General features: G+C 34.3%; 20 protein-coding genes. 10 read left to right on the forward strand and 10 right to left on the reverse strand.

The genetic code is table 11. The features are described from left to right. Positions 1–46: 46 nt before the first annotated feature. Together K5I29_RS00460 and K5I29_RS00465 are read left to right on the forward strand one after the other, a co-directional pair. Positions 47–511 carry a hemerythrin domain-containing protein gene (locus tag K5I29_RS00460; RefSeq protein WP_264433929.1) on the forward strand — a complete coding sequence of 155 codons (465 nt, stop codon included), beginning with the start codon at positions 47–49 and terminating at the stop codon, positions 509–511. 15 nt (positions 512–526) lie between these two features. After that, positions 527–1,768 (forward strand): hypothetical protein, encoded by a 1,242-nt coding sequence (locus K5I29_RS00465; protein WP_264433930.1) that lies wholly within the window; start codon positions 527–529, stop codon positions 1,766–1,768. 77 nt (positions 1,769–1,845) lie between these two features. Here K5I29_RS00465 and K5I29_RS00470 read toward each other — a convergent pair whose 3' ends face one another. The 6 genes from K5I29_RS00470 to K5I29_RS00495 form a co-directional block, all read right to left on the reverse strand. After that, complete coding sequence (locus tag K5I29_RS00470) at positions 1,846–3,309, reverse strand: aldehyde dehydrogenase family protein (RefSeq protein ID WP_264433931.1); 1,464 nt, start codon at positions 3,307–3,309, stop codon at positions 1,846–1,848. Between the two features lie 227 nt (positions 3,310–3,536). Next, positions 3,537–4,982, reverse strand: coding sequence for a glycoside hydrolase family 3 protein (locus tag K5I29_RS00475; protein ID WP_264433932.1), 1,446 nt, complete (start codon positions 4,980–4,982; stop codon positions 3,537–3,539). After that, a complete protein-coding gene (locus tag K5I29_RS00480) occupies positions 4,922–5,575 on the reverse strand; it encodes a hypothetical protein (RefSeq protein WP_264433933.1) in 654 nt (217 codons plus the stop codon). The genes K5I29_RS00475 and K5I29_RS00480 overlap by 61 nt, the downstream gene beginning before the upstream one ends. Positions 5,576–5,764: 189 nt before the next feature. Beyond that, the gene (locus K5I29_RS00485) at positions 5,765–6,559 is read right to left on the reverse strand and encodes an SDR family NAD(P)-dependent oxidoreductase (RefSeq protein ID WP_264433934.1); all 795 of its coding nucleotides are present in this window, start codon (positions 6,557–6,559) and stop codon (positions 5,765–5,767) included. 3 nt (positions 6,560–6,562) lie between these two features. Beyond that, complete coding sequence (locus K5I29_RS00490) at positions 6,563–7,522, reverse strand: aldo/keto reductase (protein ID WP_264433935.1); 960 nt, start codon at positions 7,520–7,522, stop codon at positions 6,563–6,565. A 133-nt stretch (positions 7,523–7,655) separates the two neighbouring features. Beyond that, positions 7,656–8,795 carry an acyl-CoA dehydrogenase gene (locus K5I29_RS00495; RefSeq protein ID WP_264433936.1) on the reverse strand — a complete coding sequence of 380 codons (1,140 nt, stop codon included), beginning with the start codon at positions 8,793–8,795 and terminating at the stop codon, positions 7,656–7,658. Positions 8,796–8,892: 97 nt separating this feature from the next. Here K5I29_RS00495 and K5I29_RS00500 point away from each other — a divergent pair, with 97 nt between their 5' ends. From K5I29_RS00500 to K5I29_RS00510, 3 genes are all read left to right on the forward strand, one after another. Next, positions 8,893–9,957, forward strand: coding sequence for an anhydro-N-acetylmuramic acid kinase (locus tag K5I29_RS00500; RefSeq protein ID WP_264433937.1), 1,065 nt, complete (start codon positions 8,893–8,895; stop codon positions 9,955–9,957). A gap of 108 nt (positions 9,958–10,065) precedes the next feature. Continuing rightward, complete coding sequence (locus tag K5I29_RS00505; RefSeq protein WP_264433938.1) at positions 10,066–10,971, forward strand: energy transducer TonB family protein; 906 nt, start codon at positions 10,066–10,068, stop codon at positions 10,969–10,971. A gap of 64 nt (positions 10,972–11,035) precedes the next feature. Continuing rightward, positions 11,036–12,274 (forward strand): MFS transporter, encoded by a 1,239-nt coding sequence (locus K5I29_RS00510; protein ID WP_264433939.1) that lies wholly within the window; start codon positions 11,036–11,038, stop codon positions 12,272–12,274. A 32-nt stretch (positions 12,275–12,306) separates the two neighbouring features. Here K5I29_RS00510 and K5I29_RS00515 read toward each other — a convergent pair whose 3' ends face one another. Next, complete coding sequence (locus K5I29_RS00515) at positions 12,307–12,702, reverse strand: ExbD/TolR family protein (protein WP_264433940.1); 396 nt, start codon at positions 12,700–12,702, stop codon at positions 12,307–12,309. Continuing rightward, the gene (locus K5I29_RS00520) at positions 12,683–13,402 is read right to left on the reverse strand and encodes a MotA/TolQ/ExbB proton channel family protein (RefSeq protein WP_394358573.1); all 720 of its coding nucleotides are present in this window, start codon (positions 13,400–13,402) and stop codon (positions 12,683–12,685) included. The genes K5I29_RS00515 and K5I29_RS00520 overlap by 20 nt, the downstream gene beginning before the upstream one ends. Positions 13,403–13,521: 119 nt before the next feature. Between K5I29_RS00520 and K5I29_RS00525 the strand changes: the two genes are divergently transcribed. Continuing rightward, positions 13,522–14,736: a bifunctional folylpolyglutamate synthase/dihydrofolate synthase gene (locus K5I29_RS00525; protein ID WP_264433941.1), complete on the forward strand. Its 1,215-nt coding sequence runs from the start codon at positions 13,522–13,524 to the stop codon at positions 14,734–14,736. A gap of 34 nt (positions 14,737–14,770) precedes the next feature. On the opposite strand, the gene K5I29_RS00530 is transcribed toward K5I29_RS00525, so the two are convergent. Continuing rightward, positions 14,771–16,057, reverse strand: coding sequence for a UDP-N-acetylmuramoyl-tripeptide--D-alanyl-D-alanine ligase (locus tag K5I29_RS00530; RefSeq protein ID WP_264433942.1), 1,287 nt, complete (start codon positions 16,055–16,057; stop codon positions 14,771–14,773). A 73-nt stretch (positions 16,058–16,130) separates the two neighbouring features. Continuing rightward, a complete protein-coding gene (gene gldJ / locus K5I29_RS00535) occupies positions 16,131–17,774 on the reverse strand; it encodes a gliding motility lipoprotein GldJ (protein WP_264433943.1) in 1,644 nt (547 codons plus the stop codon). A gap of 456 nt (positions 17,775–18,230) precedes the next feature. On the opposite strand from gldJ, the gene porV reads away from it, so the two are divergent. The 4 genes from porV (at position 18,231) to K5I29_RS00555 (ending at position 22,700) form a co-directional block, all read left to right on the forward strand. Further along, entirely contained in the window at positions 18,231–19,409 is a 1,179-nt protein-coding gene (gene porV / locus K5I29_RS00540) for a type IX secretion system outer membrane channel protein PorV (RefSeq protein ID WP_264433944.1), read from the forward strand. A gap of 80 nt (positions 19,410–19,489) precedes the next feature. Continuing rightward, positions 19,490–19,972, forward strand: a complete 483-nt coding sequence (gene cdd / locus K5I29_RS00545) for a cytidine deaminase (protein WP_264433945.1) — start codon at positions 19,490–19,492, stop codon at positions 19,970–19,972. Positions 19,973–20,076: 104 nt separating this feature from the next. Next, positions 20,077–21,075 carry a pyruvate dehydrogenase (acetyl-transferring) E1 component subunit alpha gene (pdhA, locus tag K5I29_RS00550; protein ID WP_264433946.1) on the forward strand — a complete coding sequence of 333 codons (999 nt, stop codon included), beginning with the start codon at positions 20,077–20,079 and terminating at the stop codon, positions 21,073–21,075. A 2-nt stretch (positions 21,076–21,077) separates the two neighbouring features. Then, the gene (locus K5I29_RS00555; protein WP_264433947.1) at positions 21,078–22,700 is read left to right on the forward strand and encodes a pyruvate dehydrogenase complex dihydrolipoamide acetyltransferase; all 1,623 of its coding nucleotides are present in this window, start codon (positions 21,078–21,080) and stop codon (positions 22,698–22,700) included. Positions 22,701–22,720 lie beyond the last annotated feature (20 nt).

Raw genomic sequence — 22,720 nt, forward strand, 5'->3', positions numbered from 1 at the left:
AAAGTTGCTTGCCTTGTTGCAAGCAGCTTTTTTATTTTAAAAAAATATGAAAAGAAACGAAAACTTAATTCCGCTATCGCGAGAACATCATTTTGGATTATTGTGCAGTTGGAAAATCCGCGAAGGCGTAAAATTAGGAATTGATTACAACCGGATAAAAGCATACGTTAATTACTTTTGGGAAGAACGCTTACGCCATCACTTTACGGCCGAAGATACCGTTTTTGAGCCGTTAGAACATGATGATCAGTTTATTGCTATGGAAAAGGAACATGTTGAAATTAAGCATTTAATAGAAGCCATTAATGATTCCGAAAACACCGATTTACTACTAGCATTTGCGGATGCTTTGCAAAATCATATTCGTTTTGAAGAACGCGAATTTTTTCCAGCAATTGAACAAAACTTATCTGAAACCGAACTTAAAAAAATAGGCGATCAATTAGCCAATTTAGTGAGTGAAGGTGAAGATAAATACCCAGATGAATTCTGGAAACGTCCCAAAAAATAAAACACAATTCAATTTATGATGCTAGCCCAACAAATAAAAAATACAAACTTTTGGTTTAAATGGTGCCTTTTTAATTTTTTATTGGTTGCCTTGGTTGGTGTTTTAATGCGTTATAACATTTGGCAAGGTTTACTAGTTTTTCAGCATAAATTTATGCAACAATCGCATTCGCATTTTGCATTTTATGGCTGGGTAAGTGCTGCAATTTATGCACTGGTTTATTATTATTTTAAAAAGCTACAATTGGCTGTTGGCTTTTTAAAATATGAACTTATTATGGTTGTAAATCAAATAGGTGCGTATGGTATGCTTTTTTCCTTTTTAAAAGGAGGATATTACGGACTATCTATTTTCTTTTCTGCGCTTTCTTTTTTAGCCGGAGTTTTATATTTTATTTTTTTGGTTCGCGATACAGCCAAGCAACAAAACACCGCATTTATTTGGTTAAAGGTTGGTGCATTTTTTGCGGTTTTTTCATCCATCGGAATTTTTGGTTTATCTTATTTCACATCCAAACGAGAAACATTTGAAGTGCTTTATCGTGCTTCAATGTATTTTTATTTACATTTTCAATACAACGGTTTTTTCTTATTTTCTTGTTTAGGGTTATTTTTCTTGTATTTACAAAGCTCAAATATTCACCTTCCTTATAAAAAAAATAAAAACATATTATATTTACTTGCTGTTGGTACATTTTTTGGCTACGGCCTTTCTACTTTATGGATTGAAACGCCACGTTTGCTTTTACTTTTTTGGTTTTTTATAGCTGCCATTCAATTATACAGTGCCTATTTATTAGTCAGTTTTGTGTATCAAAATAAAAAATTATTACTATCTACAAATACAATTCTACGGTTGTTTTTTTGGGTTTTTAGTGCTGTTTTTGTACTGAAGTTTATTTTACCTTTTTTATCGCTTTTTCCAACATTAACTGCTATTGCCTTTTTTAACCTAAATATTGTTATGGCCTATTTGCACTTAATTTTATTAGTTGGTTTTAGTGTGTTTTTGGTTTGGTATATTTTTATAGCTTATCAACCTAAATTTACACCTTTGTTTACTTGTAGTGTTTATTTGTTGTTGCTTAGCATTTTGTTAAACGAATTGTTTTTGGCTTTTGCAGGTGCAACAGCTTTATTTAACTTTAGCTTTATAACTGCACCTTTTTGGTTATTTGTTTCAGGATTTTTAATATTAGTTGCTTTGTTTTTTGTTTTTTTATTGATGAAAAAGCAGAAGAATAATGAGCCGATTTAAGATACGTAAAGATTATAAACTAAAAAAACGGATAGCTCATCGAGCTATCCGTTTTAGTATTTATATTGAATATTTTATTAATTAAATGGTGTATAATCACGTGGTTCTTGTTGAACAGTAACCCATTGCACGGTTGAAAATTCTTCTAAAATAAAGTTTCCATTAAATGTACCTAAACCAGAATGTTTAACTCCACCGAAAGGTGCATTAGGTTCGTCATTAACGGTTTGATCGTTTACGTGAATCATGCCTGTTTCTATCTTTCTAGCCAATTGAACGCCTTTGTTTAAATCACGCGTATGAATGGCTCCAGATAAACCAAAATCGGTTCCATTAGCTATTTCTAACATTTGTTCTTCAGTATCAAAAACAATTATTGGTGCTACCGGGCCAAAAATTTCAGTATGATTAAATATTGAATTAGCGCTAACATCAACAAGCACTGTTGGAGCAATTAAACGTCCTTCTCTTGTTCCGCCAACTGCTATTTTTGCGCCTTCTTTTACCGCATCATCAACTAATTTCATAATACGATCTGCTGCTCTGTCATGAATTACAGGTCCAACTAATACTTCTTTATCGGTAGGATTTCCGTATTTTAATTCGCTTACTTTTTTCACAAATTTAGTCGTGAATTCTTCGGCAACTTCTTTTTGAATTAAGAATCGGTTTACCGACATACAAATTTGCCCTTGATGCATAAATTTACCAAAAATGGCAGCAGAAACTGCTTGATCAATATCAGCATCTTTTAAAACAACAAATACATTGTTACCACCTAATTCTAAGGCCGTTTTCTTTAATCCTTCTGCAGCAATTTTTCCAATACGTATTCCTACTGGCGTAGATCCGGTAAATGAGATCATATTTGGTATAGGGTGCGAAGTAAATGCATCTCCAATTTCAGCAATATTTCCTGTTACCACATTTAATACTCCGGCTGGTAAACCTGCTTCTTCAAACAACTTAGCAATTAACATTCCGCCAATAATTGGCGTATCTTCTGCTGGTTTTAAAACTACTGCATTACCAATAGCAATAGCTGTAGCCACCGAACGCATAGATAAATTAAAAGGAAAATTAAATGGGCTAATTACTCCAATAACACCTAATGGTTTACGATATGCTCTACTTTCTTTACCCGGTGTAAAAGAATCGTAAATATAACCATGTAAACGGGTTGGGAATGTTGCAGCTTCACGACAAATATTTGCAGTAATAGCCATTTCTACTTGTTGTTTGATAAATGTACTACCACACTCTCTAGCCATTATGTCAGAAATTTCGTCTTTATGAAGCTCAATAAGATCGGCAACTTTATTAACAATAGCACTACGTTCGTTAGGTAAACGTGCTGCCCATGCTTTTTGCGCTTTTTTTGCTGATTCATAAGCTTCATCTAAATCTGCTTGATTTGCGCCTTTAAATTTATATATTACTTCGTTATTAAAGGGATTGATAACGTCTAAAACAAAATCTGATTTTCCGTCTCTCCAAACACCATTAATAAATAGTTTATTTAATTTTTCAAGTTTATTCATTATTTTTTATTTAGTTATTAAACATTTTTAATCTTAAATAACCAGTGAAGGTTTCTACTCTAATTTAGTGAAAAAATGTGGCTATTACAACTTTTGATTATTAAATTAATATCATTTTACTTCTAATAAAGACATTTTTTGTAAGTCAATTTTAAAAGAAAAAACGGATAGTTTTAATAAAACTATCCGTTTTTTATATATCGAGTGAGCAATTAATGCATCAACTTTTAATACGTTAAACCTTCTCCGAATTTGAATAAAGGATATTCTGGACCTTCGTCGTATCCCGGAACATCTTCTTTATTTTTTTCTACCGCAGCTTGGTTAATTGGCGTTGTAAATGGCATTTTTCCAGACGGTTTAACTTTACCTGTTACAATATCTAATAACGCTTCGTTTTCAACACCAAAAGTTCCGATTACCCCAATAAAACGATTTTGCGTATCGTTATTGTAAATTTCGTCAATCGCAAAAGGATTTGAGTAATTAACGGCTAAAATAGTTGGTTTTTTTGCTGTTAATTGATTGATGTAATCTACATTAACAGCAGCACTTGATAAATTAACTTGTAAAGGAGATTGGTCAGCAGGAAACAACGGACGAATTGCTGGTTTAAGCCATAACAAAATAACATCAGCTTCTTCTGGCGTGTTTACAAATTCCAAACCTTCATATTGTGCTGTAATTACATTTCCTGGTAAATTATCTACCTTTTTGCTGTACGGTTTTTGATAATCTTCAAAATAAACTTTTGTAGGTTTTGTTATAGGTAATTGTTTTTGTTCGTTGCGTAACAAAACTACCGATTTGCGTTGTGCTGCTTTACCAGCTGCTACAAATTCTGCTTTACCAACGGTTTGTGCTGCTTGATCTACATTTACGTAAGGATTTTCGAACAAACCTAAATCAAACAATTCTTTAGCTAATAATTCAGCAGATTCATTTACCAACGGCATAACTTCAGGATGCTGTTTTATGGTTTGAATTAACAAACTTGGATCGGCATTACCTGCAAATAAGTTTACGCCAGCTTCTAAAGCTTTTACGTATCTTTTTTCAATGGTTAAGCTATCAACTCCCCAAGGCATAGATTCAATTGGTCCGGTATCCGAATTAATAATTCCGGTAAAACCTAATTCACCACGTAATAAATCGCGTAAAATACCTTTGTTGTATGCGTAAGCAACTTCTTCGTATTCTGTATCTTTTGGTAACGAATAATAAGGCATGATTGATGACGTACCTGCGTTAATTGCTGCTTTAAATGGCAACATATTTTCTTCTAAACGATTACCTGGAAAAACAGCGTTACGTCCGTAGGTATAATGCGGATCAAAACCTTTGTAGGTTGCTCCACCGCCTGGAAAATGTTTGGTTGTTAAAGCAATAGATTGATTGCCTAATTGTTCCCCTTGAAAACCTAAAACAATTTGTTCCATAGTTTCGGCAGCTAATTGCGGATCTTCACCAAAAGTTCCTTCAATACGTTGCCATCTTGGTTCGGTAGCTAAATCGGCCATGTACATATAACCTTTACGTAAACCAACTGATGCCCATTCTTGACGTGCCATATCGGCAAACTGACGAACGGTTTCTTTATCGTTCATGGCAGCTAAACCAATTTCTGAAGGCCATTTAGAAAAACCAACAGAAGCTGATGCTGTTGCACCCATTGAACCAGCAGAAATATGATTACGTGGATTTGTGATGCAAAAATTACAGGAATTCCTAAACGAGTTTCTTCAGCCAATGCCTGAACTTTATTTGCCCAAGTTGCCATAGTTGCTGCATCTGCTGTTGTAGTACGCCAAATGTAATGACGTAAATGATGATCTTTTACTCCTTTTGTTGTTCCTACCGTATTCATTACCGGATAAGCTAAAGGTTCGCCAGTAAATTGGTTTTTGTCAATTACAACATCTTCTTCATTTAAATCGGCAGTTACGGGCTTAGGCGTTTCAATTTTGTCTAACATAAAAACTTCGTTAAACATGCGCATATCAGTAATTAATAACATGCCGGCTTTTTCTTCTAAGGTCATTTTGCTTACTAAATCTTTTGCGCGTTCTTCGCTTGATAAACGCCAATCTTCGTAAGGATCTAATTCCCCGTTTTTATTTAAATCTTTAAATTGTAAATTATCTACCGTTAAAATGTTTACGGATTCTGTGCCTAAATCAGCTTGTTTTATGGCTTTGTTTCCTTCTGTACAACTACTTAAAAGTGCTAAAAATGAAACACCATAAAATAGGTTTGAATATTTCATATATTAAATTTACTGTGTTATTATGTAAAGTTACGAGCAATATTTTTTAATCTTCTTAAAAAAAGAATAAAAATGCCGTTGTGGCTATTAATTTTTTGTTAAGCAAAAAAGGCTGATTTAAAAAATCAACCTTTTTTAAAAATGAATAATAACCTTATTTTGAGTATTAATGTTCTTTATAGGAAACAATTAAAAAATTGTTTTTACTACTCCGCCATCTACACGTAAAGCTGCACCATTTGTAGCCGATGATAATGGGCTAGCAACGTAGGTAATTAAATTAGCTACTTCTTCTGGTTTTGCAAAACGTTGTAGTAAGGAGCTTGGGCGCATGTTTTTGAAAAAATCAGTTTCTACCGATTGGTAATCCGAATTTTGTTCTTGCGCTAATTTGTTAAAAAATTCAGTAACGCCTTCTGATGCTGTTGGGCCAGGCATAATTGTATTTACAGTAACATTGGTGTTTTTTGTAAGTTCTGCTAAACCACGGCTAACGGCATGAATAGCAGCTTTTGTTGTGCCGTAATGAATCATTTCGTCAGGAATGTTTGATGCCGATTCGCTGGTAATAAAAATAATACGTCCCCAATTTTGTGCTAACATAGCAGGGAAAACAGCACGTGCTAAACGAATGCCGCTCATTACGTTTACATCAAAAAAGCGATACCAATCTTCATCTGTTATTTCAACAAAATCGTTAGGTTCATAAATACCTACGTTGTTAATTAAAACATCAACGGTTCCGAGTTGTTTTAGTAATTGATTTACTGAGTTTACATCGGTAAAATCGGCAGCAAAACCAGAAATTTGTGCCTTTAGTACCGCTTGGTTTAATTTAGCTAAGGCTGCGTCAACGCTTTTTTGAGAACGTCCGTTAATTATAACCTGAGCACCTTCTTGTGCTAATTGTTTTGCGGCTGCAAATCCGATTCCGGATGTTGAACCGCTAATAAAAACTTTTTTATTTGTTAATTCTAAATTCATGTTTTAATATTTGCTTGCCTGATCTAACAATGCTACTTGTTGAGCTGTTAATTGTAAGGATGCAGCTTGTAGTAAACTTTTTACTTGATTTACTGATGTTGCACTTGCAATAGGCGCCGTGATGTACGATTTATGTAATTGCCATGCTAAAGCAATTTCTGATAAGGGTGCATTGGTTTCTTTTGCTACCTGATCCATAGCTGTTAAGATGCGTAACCCACGATCGTTTAAATAATTTTTATGAATACCACCGCCACGAATACTTTTAGAAACATCGGCATCGGTTCGGTATTTACCAGTTAAAAAACCACTAGCTAAGGCGTAATAGGGCGTAACTGCAAGGTTTTCGGTTTCAACCAGTTCTAAATATTCTTTTTCAAAACCTTCTCGGTCATATAAATTATATTGTGGTTGCAAGCTTACATAACCTTTTAAGTTGTTGTTTTTTGCAAACTGATTGGATACTAAAATGCGTTTTGCTGTTGAATTTGATGCGCCAAGTTCGCGAACTTTACCAGCTTTAATTAAATCATTAAAGGCTTGCATGGTTTCTTCAACCGGAACATCTAAATCTTCTTGATGTGAAAGATATAAATCAATATAATCGGTTTGTAAACGTTGTAAAGATGCATCTACTGCTTTTTTAATATAAGCAGCACTAAGCCCTTTATTACCGTTACCCATATCCATTCCTACTTTTGTAGCTAATACAATTTCGTGACGGTTTTTGCGCTCTTTCATCCATTTACCAATAATGGTTTCAGATTCGCCACCGGCATTTCCTGGAACCCAAGCCGAATAAACATCGGCCGTATCAATAAAATTGAATCCGGTTTCTGTAAACGTATTTAATATTTCGAACGATTGTTTTTCATCTAATGTCCAACCAAAAACATTTCCGCCAAAGCAAATTTTTGAAACTTGAAGGTTTGAATTACCTAAGGCAACTTTACTTGTATCCATAATAATTTTTATTGAATTTTTGATTTACTCAAATATATATTAGTTAAAGATAATAAATCTTAAACTAGATTAAGTTGTTTGTTTTTTTAACAAACAAAAAAAAATCCCGATTTAAGTAAATCGGGATTTTATATTATTTTGCGATTCCGCGTGAAATAACAATTTTTTGAATTTCTGAAGTTCCTTCGTAAATCTGAGTGATTTTTGCATCGCGCATCATGCGTTCTACATGATATTCGGCAACGTAACCATTTCCGCCGTGAATTTGTACAGCCTCAATTGTTGTATCCATTGCTGTTTTTGATGCAAATAATTTAGCCATAGCTCCAGATATAGAAATATCTTCGCCATTGTCTTTTTCAGCGGCAGCTTTAAAACATAATAAACGTGCTGCCGAAATTTGTGTTGCCATATCGGCTAACTTAAATGCAATGGCTTGGTGGTTTATAATTTCGGTTTTAAATGCTTTACGTTCTTTTGCGTATTTTAACGAAAGCTCGTAAGCACCTTGCGCAATTCCTAAAGCTTGTGATGCAATACCAATACGACCGCCATTTAATACATTCATAGCAAAAGCAAATCCAAATCCATCTTCACCAATTCGATTGGCTTTAGGTACTTTAACATCGGTAAACATTAATGAGTGCGTATCAGAACCGCGAATTCCCATTTTCTTTTCTTTTGGTCCAATTTCAAAACCTTCCCAACCTTTTTCAACAATAAATGCATTAATACCTTTATGTCCTTTTTCTGGATGCGTATGTGCAATAACTAAATATGTAGATGCGGTAGAACCGTTTGTAATCCAGTTTTTTGTTCCGTTTAATAAGTAATAATCTCCCATATCAACCGCAGTTGTTTTTTGAGAAGTTGCATCAGAACCAGCTTCAGGTTCTGATAAACAAAAAGCGCCAATAACTTCGCCAGTTGCTAACGGTACTAAATATTTTTCTTTTTGTTCTTCCGAGCAATATTTTTCCATACCAGCACAAACCAATGAGTTGTTTACTGACATAACTACTGCTGCAGAAGCATCAACTTTAGCAATTTCTTCCATAGCTAGTACATAAGAAACGCTATCTAAGCCTGAACCTCCGTATTTTGGATCAACCATCATACCTAAAAAGCCCAATTCGCCCATTTTTTTAACCGCTTCATGAGGAAATGTAGAATGCTCGTCTCGTTCTATAACACCAGGTAATAATTCAGTTTGAGCAAAATCGCGAGCGGCTTGCTGAATCATTAATTGTTCTTCAGTTAATTTAAAATTCATTTTCGTATTTAAGTTTGTTTAATTTTTTATAATTTTCGAATAGTTATTAATTTCGATTTAAATATAATAAAATTTATTGTTTGTGTAAATTTAAGCTATGATTATTAAAAATTATTTTATTATTGGGGTAATGTCGGGCACTTCTTTAGATGGAATTGATTTGGCCTATGTTCATTTTACTGTTTCTGAAAACGATTATTCGTATAAAATAGTACAAGCACAAACAATTCCTTATTCAGATTTGTGGACAGAAAAGCTAAAACAAGCCATAAACTTGCCAGAAAATGAATTGCACCAATTAAATAAAGAATATACGCTTTATTTGTCAGAAACAATTGCAAATTTTATAACTCAACATCAAATAAAACAAATTGATGCAATTGGTTCTCACGGGCACACGATTAAGCATCAACCTAATTTGGGCTTTACCCTACAAATAGGAAATTTACCAGAAATAAAACAATTTTTACCTTACCCCATTGTTTGTGATTTTAGAGTGCAAGATGTTGCTTTGGGCGGACAAGGTGCCCCATTGGTACCCATTGGAGATTTAATGCTGTTTACTGCTTATGATTATTGTTTGAATTTGGGTGGATTTGCAAACGTATCATTTACTGAAAATAACCGCAGAATTGCTTTTGACTTATGCCCCGTAAATACGGTTTTAAATTATTACGCCAATAAAATAGGTTTGCCTTATGATGATAAAGGTGCTGTTGCACGTTCGGGGCAAGTAAATTTTGATTTGTTACATCAATTAAATGCGATTCCTTTTTACACCGCTTCTTATCCAAAATCATTAGGTATTGAGTTTGTTATGCAAAACATTTTACCTTTATTAAATGAATTCAATATTCCAATAGCTGATAAATTACGAACTTTTACAGAGCATGTAGCTTATCAAATTTGCCAAGGTTTACCTCAGTTACAAGGTTCCTTGTTGGTAACCGGTGGAGGCGCATATAATGATTTTTTATTAGAATTGATTCAGAAAAATGCCCAATCTTTACAAGTACTTGTTCCTGATAATTTAACGGTTGAGTTTAAAGAAGCTTTATTATTTGGATTTTTAGCTCTACGCAAATTAGAAAATAAAACAAACGTTCTTGCTAGCGTAACCGGAGCAAAATACGATCATTCATCAGGCGTAATTTATTCTTAAAACACCTATATAATAAGTGTTTTTATAATACTTAAAATTTAGTAAAATAATAGGTAATACGATAAAAAAATACGTATTTTCGTTACATTAATACCTCAGTTACAAAAAATGGATTCGAATACTAACTCAAATACAAAAAGAAAATCACTAGGATTAACCGTTTTGGTTTATTCCGTGTTTTTATTGCTATTATTTTTTATTCGTTTTTGGCCACCAAGTGACGCCGTTTTAAATCAATTAGGTCAAGGCGGTGGCGGTGGCGGAGTTACTGTAAATTTTGGAGATAGTGATTTTGGGCGAGGAAAAAATTTTAATAGCCAAGTTTTAGACATTAGTACAACCGTAACAGCTGTTGCTACACCAACCAATACGGTAGAAAATATTTTAAGTTCTGAAGTTTCTGATCAAACCGATTATGTAGTGGCTAATACACCTACTAAAATTGAGAAAAAAGAAACTAAAGTTGAGGTAACTAAGCCGGTGGTAGAAACGCCTCAAAAACCTAAAGTTGCCGAAAGTACCAATTCTGCTTTATCTAATTTATTGGGTGGTAATACTTCTGGTGGTGATGGAAATGATAATGTTGCAGGTAATAAAGGAAATTTAAACGGAAGTTTAAGTTCGTCAGATTATTACGGAACTGGTGGATCTGGTGGTGGTACCGGTGGCGGACACGGAACCGGATCTGGAACCGGAACAGGTAGTGGAATAGGACCGGGATCTGGTGGTGGTTCTGGTGGTGGTGCAGGATATTCATTAGGTAACAGAAAAGTTTTAAATAAGCCTGAACCAAAATATATTTGTAACGAATCGGGTAGAATAGTGGTTGAAATTACTGTTGACCGATCGGGTAAAACAATAAATGCTGTTCCTGGCGTTAAAGGTTCTACCAACTTAGCCAAATGTTTGCTAGATCAGGCAAAAATAGCTGCCATGGCAACCAAATGGCAATCTAGCCCTGACGCACCAGCCGTGCAAACCGGGCAAATTATTTATAATTTCAGTTTAAATTAATACAATATAAAAAGTTCGGTGTGAAACCGAATTTTTTGTTTTCCAATCTAGCCCAACTACTTTTATGAAAATTTTTAAAATTTATGTAGATTCCTTCAAAGGCCTTTCTGCCGAATCTTGGATGCTATCTATTGTTATGCTTATAAACCGTTCAGGTTCTATGGTTTTACCTTTTTTAGGCGTTTACATGACGGCAAAATTGGGTTTTACTATTGAACAAACCGGTCTTGTTTTAAGCTTTTACGGCATTGGGTCTGTAATCGGTTCGTTTATGGGCGGCTATTTAACCGATAAGTTCGGTGAATACAAAGTGCAAAGCTTAAGTTTATTTATAAGTGCGCCTATTTTTTTATTGATTCCGTTTTTTAGTACGGTTGCTGGCATGGCTTTTATTATTTTTTTACAAAGTTCTATTAGCGAAGTTTTTAGACCGGCCAACTCCGTTGCCATTACTAAATATGCGAAACCTGAAAATTTAACTCGTGCTTTTTCATTAAATCGCATGGCCGTAAACCTTGGTTTTTCTATCGGTCCTGCTTTGGGCGGAATTCTTTCTGCAATTTCATATAACTTTCTGTTCGTAGTTAATTTTGTTGCTATTTTGGCAGCTGGCATCATGTATGTACGTTTTTTTAAGAAAAGAAATAAATTATATAGAAACCGAATTGCTGATGTAGCTGAGGTGATAACACCGACTAAAAACGTATATAAATCACCATATTTAGATGTGCCTTTTTTAGTTTTTTCTCTTTTCTGTGCCATTTTTGCCATTTGTTTCTTTCAAATTATAAATACTTTGCCGCTGTTTTTTAAAGATGTGGTAGCGCTAGATCAAATTGCAATTGGGTATATTTTAGGATATAGTGGTTTTTTAATTGTATTGATCGAAATGCTTTTGGTAAACTTGTCCGAAAAATATTTAAGCATTGCCAGCACATTATTAATTGGTAGCGTTTTTTGCGCAATCGGCTATGCTGTTTTAGGTTTTGATTATGCCTTGTTAACCATTATTTTTTCTATGACGTTTATGAGTATTGGAGAAATTTTGGTACTTCCATTCATGTCAACGGTTACCGCCATTCGATCAGAAGGTGCTAATCGGGGAGCTTATATGGGGGTTAACGGAATTGCCTTTTCCTTATCTTTTATTATAACTCCGTTTTTAGGAACCCGAATAGCCAGTCATTTTGGATTTGATACTTTATGGATTTATACCGGATTGTTTTTAATTTTAGCAGGTTTTGGTCTGTTTTATACCACAAAGCTTATTATTAAGCAACGCAGTAATACCGAATTTAAATAATAAAAAAAGCGCTCTTTTTAAGAGCGCTTTTTTTATTTTGCATCAGTTGCAATTACAAATTTTAAATTGTTTTTTACACCTATCTCTAGTACTTCAACTAGATCTTGAACCTGAAGATTAAACGGAATTCGTACTACAACCGTTTGGTCTTTATCTTCGCCAAGTTGTGCTAATAAGTTTGTTTCTAAATCAGCAAAATCAACTTGTTGTTTGTCAATAAAATAGTTTTTTTCGTCTGTAACAGAAAGCGTAATATGCTGTTTATTTGTTTTTTCGTTGTTTTTAGCTTTAGGTAACGTCATTTTAATAACGTTAGGATTGGCTAAAGTTGATATAATTAAAAAGAAAAGCAATAAGAAAAACATAATATCGCTCATCGAATCTTTAGCAACTTCAGCCTGAAAGCGTTTATTTCGTTTTATTGCCATTTGGTCTCTGAATTATGTTTATAAATTCTAAAACTAATTTTTGAGTTTGTAAAGCGTATTTATCAATACGACCGTTAAATAAGTGGTAAGCCGAATAAGCTATAATTCCCACAATTAATCCTGCCGCCGAGCTAATCATTTTTTCATACAATCCGCCCGAAATGTTTCCAATACTAATATCTTCAGAAATAGAAATAGAATAGAAAATTTTAATAACCCCCGAAATGGTACCTACGAAACCAAAAGTTGGAGCAATACCGGCAATTAAACCTAAAGCACCTAAACCTTTTTCCATTTCACCAATCTGAATGTTTGCCATTTTTTCCATGTTCGATTCAATCTCACCAATCGGTCTTCCTACTCCGGCAGTTAAAATTCCTTCTTTTAAAACTTTCGAGTTTGCTGTGGTATCACGTTGCGTGCTTGCAACTGCTAATTGAATGTTGCCATCAAGCAAATGAGATTTAACATCTTGTATTAATTGCGGATCATTTTGGGTTGCTTTACTAATGTAAAACCAGCGTTCAAAAATAACATAAATGGTATAAAAAAGTAATAAACCAATCGGGATTAAAAATACGCCCCCCTGAAGTAAAAATTCTAAAGTAGAAATTTCGTGGTTTGGTTCTACATTTTCTGCAATTGCTCCTGCAGCTTGTGTTAAAGTATCGTTTGTTATTTGTAGAAAAAAGTTAATCATAAAATTTATAATGTAAATTTGTGAACGAATTTTTTATAAAGATATATTTAATTACCAAATTGTAACAAACAAATATCTTAAAATATTTATAACATGTTCCTTTTTAAACATAAATTTTAATGAATTACTCAGAAACATTAAATTGGATGTTTGCACAACTGCCCATGTACCAAAAAATAGGGGCTTCAGCGCATACCAAAGATTTAAAAAATACTATAAAATTGCTTGCGTATTTAAACAATCCAGAAGCAAATTTTAAAAGCGTTCACGTAGGCGGAACAAATGGTAAAGGTTCTACATCGTCTTTATTAGCTTCTGTTTTGCAAGTTGCCGGATATAAAGTTGGTTTGTATACCTCACCACATTTAAAAGATTTTAGGGAGCGCATTCGTATTAATGGTGAAATGATTGCTGAAAACGATGTGGTAGCTTTTATAGATCAACATAAAAGTTTTTTAGAAAGCAATCAACTTAGCTTTTTTGAAATGACTGTTGGTTTGGCTTTTGAATATTTTGCTGATCAAAAAGTTGATGTAGCTATTATAGAAGTTGGGTTGGGTGGCAGGTTAGATTCTACCAACGTGATTACGCCATTAATTTCTGTAATTACGAATATTGGCTGGGATCATATGAATATGTTAGGAAATACATTACCAGAAATAGCAGCCGAAAAAGCCGGAATTATTAAACCTCATGTTCCGGTTGTTATTGGAGAATATACGGCCGAAACTAAACCTGTTTTTTTAGCTAAAGCTGATAGCGTTGCCGCACCAATTTGGTTTGCTTCCGAAATGAATTTACCCGAAATTGAATCAGCTCTGCAAGGAGATTATCAACTGCACAATAAAAAAACAGCTTTAACCGCTTTAAATTGTTTAAAAAGTTATTTTACAATAACCGAGCAAAACATTAAAAACGGATTTTTACAAGTGCTTAATAACACACAATTTGCTGGGCGTTGGCAAGTTTTAGGGAATAAACCTTTTACGGTTGCAGATACGGCGCACAATAAAGAAGGTTTAACCATCGTAATGCAGCAAGTTTTAAAACAAAACTTTGATTTGTTGCATTTTGTTTTTGGTGTGGTTAATGATAAAGATTTAAGTGCTATTATTCATTTACTACCTAAACAAGCCATGTATTATATTGCTAAACCGAATGTACCACGTGGATTACCGGTAGAAGAATTGGCTGAGGTAATGCAACACCACGGATTTAATTATTTGGCCTGCAATTCTATTCCAGAAGCTTATGAGCGTGCTAAGCTCGAAGCTAAACCAAATGATATGATTTATATTGGCGGAAGCACGTTTGTAGTTGCTGAAGTTCTATAATAAAAAAGCTCGAAAATATTTTCGAGCTTTTTTATTAAGGTAAAATTTTTTCTAACGCCATTCCGCGAGAACCTTTTATTAATACGGTGCAATCATGTAATGCATCAAAGGAAAAATCGGCTTTTAAATCGCTTAATGTTTTATAATATTTTGCTTTTGGATTTTCAATCTGATTGGCAAAAAAACGTTCGCCAACAAAATACGTTTGTTTGATGCTGGTGCTTAAAACTTTTTCAATCACGTTTTTATGTTCTAAATCGCTAGTTTCTCCCAATTCAAACATATCGCCTAAAATGGCAATTTTATGGGTAGCTGCAAGTTGATCTAGATTTGTAAGCGCAACATCCATGCTGCTCGGATTGGCATTGTAAGCATCTAAAATTATTTGATTGCTTTTTATTTGCATGATTTGTGAGCGGTTGTTGGTTGGATTGTATTCCGCCAATGCTTCATGAATTTTTTGAATATCAATGCCAAAAAATAAACCAATAGTTAAAGCTGCACAAATGTTTGGTGCGTTGTAAATGCCAATTAAATGCGTAGCAATGGTTTCGTTATTGTAACAAATTTTTACATTCGGATCTGCTTTAACGTCGGTAATATTTACATCTGCACTGGTTGTACTTAAGCCAAAGGTAAATTGCGTAATGTTTTGTGCATTGGTTACTTGCAGCGCATCATTTATATTTATAAAAACACGTTTGTTGTGTTCACGTAAATAGGCATACATTTCTGACTTGCCTTTAATAACGCCTTCAAAACCGCCAAAGCCTTCTAAATGCGCTTTTCCAAAATTGGTAATGTAGCCAAAATCGGGGGCTGCAAGTTCACATAAAAAAGCAATTTCTTTTTGATGATTAGCGCCCATTTCTACAATTCCTATTTCGGTTTCGTTATTCATTTGCAGCAAGGTTAAAGGTACCCCAATGTGGTTGTTTAAATTACCAACGGTTGCAATGGTTTTAAATTTTTGTTTTAAAACGGCATGAATAAGTTCTTTTGTTGTTGTTTTGCCGTTACTGCCTGTTAAAGCAATAATGGGAATGTTAAGTTGTTTGCGATGATATTGGGCAAGTTTTTGTAAGGTTTCTAAAACATTAGCAACAACAAAATAAACTTCTTTTTTATCCTGCTCTATCACTTGTAATTCATCTACAACAACCACTAAAGCACCTTGTTCTAAAGCTGATTTTGCAAATAAATTGCCATTAAAGTTTTCGCCTTTTAATGCGAAATATATTTGATTTTTTGATACGTTTCTCGAATCAGTAGTAACTCCGTTACTGTTTAAAAAATACTGATATAATTGTTCGATTTTCATGTGGACTAAAGTACAAAAAAAACGGAAGTAACAATTAATTTGTACTTCCGTTTTTGTATTTCTAAAAATTAGTTTACCCTCTAACTTTACGTTTATTTTCTTTCGGTCCAACTTTAGACATGGCACATCTAAATCCGATGTAATCGGTAGCCATATCTTGTGGGTAATAACGTCTTGTTGCTGGATCTAACCAATAGGCTCTATCTCTCCAAGAACCGCCTTTATAAACTCTGGCATCGTTATTAACTAAAGTTGTTCTTTTTGTTGTTCTGTCAATTTCTTTAACCATTCTGTTTAATGAATCTACACTGATTGAGTGAATAGGAGAATCATACATTCTTGGTTGATTTGATTCAGATTCTTGGTTTCTGTAGTTTCTGGTAGAAGCTAAATCCCCATCTCTGTAATCTCTGTTATCTGATTTGTTAAAGTTATAACGTAAATAAGTTTCATTATCATCAACTGCAACTTGAGCTACTTTTCCTGGGAAGTTACGAGCCATAATTTTTCCGTTACTTAACGTATCGTAAACAATGTTTTCTTTAGAAACAATTTGAATTGTTCCGTCTGGATTAATTGCGTTTTTCATGAACATATTACCACGGTAGTAGTTAAAGTCATTTGCTTCATCGTCTACAATTGGTCTATAAACGTCAGCTACCCATTCTGCAACGTTACCAGCCATATCGTATAAACCAAAATCGTTTGGTGGGTATGATTTTACTTGGTTTGTAATATCAGCACCATCATCTGGCCATCCTGCAATACCTCCGTAATCACCACGGCCTTGCTTAAAGTTAGCTAATTGTTGCCCGCGATTAGCACGTTTGTTAGAACGTGTATATTGTCCGTTCCAAGGATATTTCTTTTTACCTTTATACAAGTTGTATTCACGAATACCATTCATTGCCATTGCAGCATATTCCCATTCTGCCTCGGTAGGTAAACGGTATTCAGGTAATAAAATACCAGTCGTTCTTTGCGCATAAACATTTCGGCCTTCGCCTTCATTGCCTCTGCCTCTTTCTTTTCTAAGCACTACATCTTGATCACCACCAAAAACACTTGATGGGCTATTTAGATAAGCTTCTGTATTAAAGCTTTGTCCGTCTCTATCTTCAGTAATTTTAGAATCTCTTTTTAAATAACCGCTTTCTTCAAGTAATCTTTCGTTTACACGATCGGTTCTCCATTTAGAAAATTCTTCGGCTTGTAACCAGTTTACACCAACTACCGGATATTGTCCGTAAGCAGGGTGGCGTAAATAATTATTGGTCATTGTTTCATTATATCCTAAACGATTTCTCCAAACTAATGTATCTGGTAAGGCACCTTCGTAAATATGCATGTAAGATTCATCAGATGGTGGGAATACAGATTTTAACCAGAATAAGTATTCAGCATACATCATGTTGGTTACTTCTGTTTCGTCCATATAAAAAGACTGTACGTGCTGTTGCGTAGGCGAATTGTTCCAGTCATGCATAATATCATCAGCAACTTTACCCATAGTAAAACTTCCACCTTCAATAGCAATCATGCCAGGAGGAGTAGCTTGTTTTTTATATTTTGCATTGTATTGAAAACCTCCTTTGTTGTCATTAATTTTCCAACCAGTGGCTTTAGATGTTCCGTTAGATTTGCTGCAACTTGCTAACGATAAGGTTAGTAGTAGCCCAGCAAAAACCTTCAAGGATAAAACTTTGTTAATTTTCATACTCTAATCTTAGGTAAAATAAATTTAGTGACGCAATATACTACAAATGGCTTATATTACAATATGGTTTGTTAATAAATTCTTATGAAAACCATGACTGCAATGTGGTATATTACTGTAAATAATTTCAATGTATTAAAAATGCACATTTCTGTGTATTGTACCTAAAACGTATATTCTTTTAAAAAAGTATATGATTTATAAAAAAAACTTTGTTTTATAGAGAGTTTTTGGTTGTGTAAGTGTTTTCTTTTTAAATATTTAACTGTGAAATTTGTAATATTTTTAAGTGTTTTAAAATAAAGTGCTTTGTCAAGCGTTTTGTAATTTATATGTGATTTTACATTTTATTTTTAACTGTAATATTAGGATTAATATTTATGTAGGAATAAAAATGAAAATTTGTAATATTTTATATATTTATTATATTTGTTAACTTAAAGCAACCCAAACTAAATGAAAAAAACGTATTTGGTTTTTATCTCGGTATTAACTTTTGCATATAGCTACGCTCAGTATTATGATCCACAAAGTAGAGTAATAACTACCGGAGTTCCTTTTTTATTAATTAATGCTGATGCAAGAGCAGCAGGAATGGGAGATATTGGTGCAGCTTCTACTGCCGATGTATATTCACAGCAACATAATCCTGCTAAGTATGCTTTTGCAGAAGATGAACATGGGGTTGGTATCAGTTACACACCTTATTTAACAAATATAGCTAACGACATTTCTTTGTCTCAATTAAACTACTACTATAAAATTAACGAACGTAGTGCCTTTGCAACTTCTTTACGTTATTTTGGTTTAGGAGATATTGAATTACGTGATACGTACGAAGATGTTGGACGCGTTGTACGACCGAATGAATTAGCTTTTGACGTTTCTTATTCGTTAAAATTAGATCAAAAGTTTTCTATGGCTGTTGCGGGACGTTATATTAGATCATCATTAAAAGTACCAAACGGGAATAATGATGCATCGGCAGCAAATGCTTTTGCATTTGATATTGCAGCGTACTATCAATCTGAAGAAATTGCTTATCGCAATTTTAACGGTCGTTGGAGAGCCGGGCTTACCTTACAAAACATGGGGCCAAAAATTGCTTATGATGACGATAAAACCAACGAAGATTTTTTACCTGCAAACATGAAGTTAGGTGTTGGTTTTGATTTCATTTTTGACGAACAAAACAAAATTACAGCCTTAGGGCAAATAAATAAACTTTTAGTACCAACTCCGTTAGAAGTTAAACCAAATGCAAACGGAGATATTACACCAACCGAAATTCAGGCAGCGAATCAGGCATATAAAGAAATAGGTTGGGTAAGCGGAATTTTTAAATCGTTTACGGATGCGCCAGGTGGATTTAGTGAAAAGATGAAAGAATTAAGTTGGTCTTTAGGTGCAGAATATTGGTATCAAGATTCATTTGCTTTCCGTGCAGGTTATTATAACGAAAACGTTGCAAAAGGAGCACGCCAATACGCAACCATCGGTGCAGGTTTTAAATATAACATTGCCCGTGTAGATGTTTCGTATTTATTTTCAACCTCAAATGTTCGTAATCCGTTAGAAAATACATTAAGATTTTCACTAACTTTGAACTTTGGTGATAAGTACACAAATTATTAAAAAATAAATATTACTATTATATTTAATCCAAACTTATGCTCGAGTTTGGATTTTTTGTCTAAACTAGAAATGCAGTTTATATGAGAGAAATCCATGTCCCTTTGGTTTTTAAAGCTTACCAAGATTTAAATGAGATGGCTATTCAAGATAAAAACTTGATGTTGCAAGCTGTTGAAAATCGTAAAAAAGCTTATGCTCCTTACTCAAGGTTTCGCGTTGGTGCAGCCTTATTATTAGAAAACGGAGAAATTGTACATGGTAATAACCAAGAAAATGCAGCTTATCCTTCAGGATTATGTGCCGAACGCGTGGCTATTTTTCAGGCCGGAGCCCTATATCCAGGTGTGAAAATATTAAAAATAGCTATTTCTGCAACGTCAGACGATAAAGTTGTGCAAGCGCCTATTCCGCCTTGCGGAGGATGCCGACAATCAATTGCAGAATATGAAGGTAAACAAAACGCACCGATCGAAATTATTTTTATGGGAGAAGAAGGCGAAGTTTTTCATTCCGAATCGCTAAAAAACCTACTTCCATTAGTGTTTGATAAAAATTTCCTTTAAAGTATTATAAATTAATTTTATTCTTAATCAATAAACACTATTTTTGTATGATGCAAAATTAAAACACAGTACACGTTTATTGTGGACATAAATATTTTAGTACTATGAAAGAATTCACGAAAGAGGTCTACCTTAAATGGTATGAAGACATGCTATTTTGGAGAAAGTTTGAAGACAAACTTGCTGCATTATATATTCAACAAAAAGTTAGAGGTTTTTTACACTTATACAACGGACAAGAAGCGGTGTTAGCAGGAGCATTACATGCAATGGATTTATCTAAAGATAAAATGATTACTGCATACCGTAACCACGTGCAGCCAATTGGTATGGGGGTTGATCCTCGTCGTGTTATGGCAGAATTGTTAGGTAAAGCAACAGGTACTTCTAAAGGTTTAGGTGGATCAATGCACATTTTTTCTAAAGAACATGGTTTTTTTGGTGGGCATGGTATTGTTGGTGCTCAAATTCCAGTTGGTGCAGGTATGGCTTTTGCTGACAAATATTTAGAAACAGGTGGTGTTACCTTAACTTATTTTGGTGACGGTGCAGCACGTCAAGGTTCTTTACATGAAGCCTTTAATATGGCAATGAACTGGAAGTTACCTGTAGTATTTATTTGTGAAAACAACGGATATGCTATGGGAACATCTGTAGAACGTACGGCTAACCATACTGATATTTGGAAATTAGGTTTAGGATACGAAATGCCTTGTGGACCTGTTGACGGAATGAATCCAATTGCAGTTGCAGAAGCAATGCATGAAGCCATGGAACGTGCACGTAGAGGTGAAGGACCAACTTTCTTAGAAATGAAAACGTACCGATACAGAGGGCACTCAATGTCGGATGCGCAACATTATCGTACCAAAGAAGAAGTAGAAGAATACAAAAAAATAGATCCAATTACACAAGTTTTAGATGTAATTATGGAAAACAAGTGGGCTACTGAAGAAGAAATTGAAGCAATTGACAAACGCGTTAAAGCATTAGTTGAAGAATGTGAAAAATTTGCTGAAGAATCTCCATATCCAGATTTATCTGTGATGTATGACGTAGTTTACGATCAAAAAGATTATCCATTTATTCCACATAAATTATAAGTATGGCTCAAGTAATAACAATGCCACGTTTAAGTGATACAATGACCGAAGGTACGATTGCATCATGGTTAAAAAAAGTTGGCGATACAATTAAAGAAGGTGACATTATAGCTGAAATTGAAACAGATAAAGCTACAATGGAATTTGAAGCTTTTGAAGCAGGTACCTTATTATATATTGGTTTAGAAGAAGGAGTTACTGCATCTGTTGATAGCGTAATTGCTATTATTGGTGCTCCTGGAGAAGATATTTCTGCATTAATTGCTGGAGGTAATGCACCTCAAGCTGAAGCTGCTCCGGCAACAGAAGCACCAGCTACACAAGCTGCTGCACCTGCCGCTGCTGAAGTTCCTGCAGATGTGAAAATTATTACCATGCCACGTTTAAGCGATACCATGACAGAAGGTACCGTTGCAACTTGGTTGAAAAAAATTGGAGATACCATTACTGAAGGTGATATTTTAGCTGAAATTGAGACTGATAAAGCAACAATGGAGTTCGAAGCTTTTGAAGCTGGAACTTTACTATATATTGGTGTTGAAGAAGGACAAACGGCTTCTGTAGATGCTGTTTTAGCTATTTTAGGGCCAGCTGGTACTGATGTTTCTGCATTTGTTAACGGTGCGCCTGCTCCGCAAGCTGCTCCAGCTAAAGCAGAAACAACTGCTGTACCTGCACAAGCTGCTCCTGCAGCATCAGCGAATCAAGCTGCTGTTCCTGCGGTTGTAAATTCAGGACGTATTTTTGCTTCACCTTTAGCTAAAAAAATTGCTGAAGATAAAGGAATTGATTTACGTTCAGTAAAAGGTTCTGGTGAAAACGGACGTATTATTAAAGCAGATGTTGAAAGCTTTAATCCTGCGCAACAAGCAGTTCAACAACCAGTTGCTGAAGCTAAAGCTACAACTCAAGCTGCAGTTAAACCATTTGTTCCTGCTGGTGAAAAATTTGTTGAAGAAGTTAAAAACTCTTCAATGCGTAAAACCATTGCAAAACGTTTAGCTGAATCTAAATTTACTGCTCCTCATTACTATTTAACAATTGAGGTTGATATGGACGGTGCTATTGCTTCTCGTAAATTAATCAATGCGGTTCCTGAAACTAAAGTTTCTTTTAACGATATGGTTATTAAGGCGTGTGCGGTTGCATTAAAAAAACATCCTAAAGTAAATTCTCAATGGACAGAAGCTGCAACTATTATCAATCACCACGTTAATATCGGTGTTGCTGTTGCTGTAGAAGATGGATTAGTTGTACCTGTATTAAACTTTGCTGACCAAATGAGCTTATCTCAAATTGGTGCGTCAGTTAAAGATTTAGCTGGTAAAGCACGTAATAAAAAATTAACTCCAGCTGAGATGGATGGTTCTACATTCACAATCTCTAACTTGGGTATGTTTGGTATTACAGAGTTTACTTCTATCATCAATCAGCCAAACTCAGCAATTTTATCGGTAGGTGCTATTGTTGAAAAACCAGTAGTTAAAAACGGACAAATTGTTGTAGGAAATACAATGAATATAACTTTAGCTTGTGATCACCGCACGGTAGATGGTGCTACAGGAGCTGAGTTTTTACAAACATTAAAAACGTACTTAGAAAATCCGGTAACTATGTTAGCGTAATTTTAAGTTCCTTATAAATT

Origin of the sequence: Flavobacterium agricola, assembly GCF_025919725.1 — a bacterium.
GTDB lineage: Bacteria > Bacteroidota > Bacteroidia > Flavobacteriales > Flavobacteriaceae > Flavobacterium > Flavobacterium agricola.

What these genes read in the sequence shown, in the direction of transcription:
- pdhA (WP_264433946.1), top strand. Translation starts at nt 20,077, where the DNA reads ATGAAAGAATTCACGAAAGAGGTCTACCTTAAATGGTATGAAGACATG.
- K5I29_RS00475 (WP_264433932.1), bottom strand. Translation starts at nt 4,982, where the DNA reads ATGGGTGCAACAGCATCAGCTTCTGTTGGTTTTTCTAAATGGCCTTCA.
- gldJ (WP_264433943.1), bottom strand. Translation starts at nt 17,774, where the DNA reads ATGAAAATTAACAAAGTTTTATCCTTGAAGGTTTTTGCTGGGCTACTA.
- K5I29_RS00470 (WP_264433931.1), bottom strand. Translation starts at nt 3,309, where the DNA reads ATGAATAAACTTGAAAAATTAAATAAACTATTTATTAATGGTGTTTGG.
- K5I29_RS00465 (WP_264433930.1), top strand. Translation starts at nt 527, where the DNA reads ATGATGCTAGCCCAACAAATAAAAAATACAAACTTTTGGTTTAAATGG.
- K5I29_RS00500 (WP_264433937.1), top strand. Translation starts at nt 8,893, where the DNA reads ATGATTATTAAAAATTATTTTATTATTGGGGTAATGTCGGGCACTTCT.
- K5I29_RS00485 (WP_264433934.1), bottom strand. Translation starts at nt 6,559, where the DNA reads ATGAATTTAGAATTAACAAATAAAAAAGTTTTTATTAGCGGTTCAACA.
- K5I29_RS00555 (WP_264433947.1), top strand. Translation starts at nt 21,078, where the DNA reads ATGGCTCAAGTAATAACAATGCCACGTTTAAGTGATACAATGACCGAA.
- K5I29_RS00530 (WP_264433942.1), bottom strand. Translation starts at nt 16,057, where the DNA reads ATGAAAATCGAACAATTATATCAGTATTTTTTAAACAGTAACGGAGTT.
- cdd (WP_264433945.1), top strand. Translation starts at nt 19,490, where the DNA reads ATGAGAGAAATCCATGTCCCTTTGGTTTTTAAAGCTTACCAAGATTTA.
- K5I29_RS00495 (WP_264433936.1), bottom strand. Translation starts at nt 8,795, where the DNA reads ATGAATTTTAAATTAACTGAAGAACAATTAATGATTCAGCAAGCCGCT.
- K5I29_RS00510 (WP_264433939.1), top strand. Translation starts at nt 11,036, where the DNA reads ATGAAAATTTTTAAAATTTATGTAGATTCCTTCAAAGGCCTTTCTGCC.
- K5I29_RS00490 (WP_264433935.1), bottom strand. Translation starts at nt 7,522, where the DNA reads ATGGATACAAGTAAAGTTGCCTTAGGTAATTCAAACCTTCAAGTTTCA.
- K5I29_RS00505 (WP_264433938.1), top strand. Translation starts at nt 10,066, where the DNA reads ATGGATTCGAATACTAACTCAAATACAAAAAGAAAATCACTAGGATTA.
- K5I29_RS00460 (WP_264433929.1), top strand. Translation starts at nt 47, where the DNA reads ATGAAAAGAAACGAAAACTTAATTCCGCTATCGCGAGAACATCATTTT.
- K5I29_RS00480 (WP_264433933.1), bottom strand. Translation starts at nt 5,575, where the DNA reads ATGAAATATTCAAACCTATTTTATGGTGTTTCATTTTTAGCACTTTTA.
- porV (WP_264433944.1), top strand. Translation starts at nt 18,231, where the DNA reads ATGAAAAAAACGTATTTGGTTTTTATCTCGGTATTAACTTTTGCATAT.
- K5I29_RS00520 (WP_394358573.1), bottom strand. Translation starts at nt 13,402, where the DNA reads ATGATTAACTTTTTTCTACAAATAACAAACGATACTTTAACACAAGCT.
- K5I29_RS00515 (WP_264433940.1), bottom strand. Translation starts at nt 12,702, where the DNA reads ATGGCAATAAAACGAAATAAACGCTTTCAGGCTGAAGTTGCTAAAGAT.
- K5I29_RS00525 (WP_264433941.1), top strand. Translation starts at nt 13,522, where the DNA reads ATGAATTACTCAGAAACATTAAATTGGATGTTTGCACAACTGCCCATG.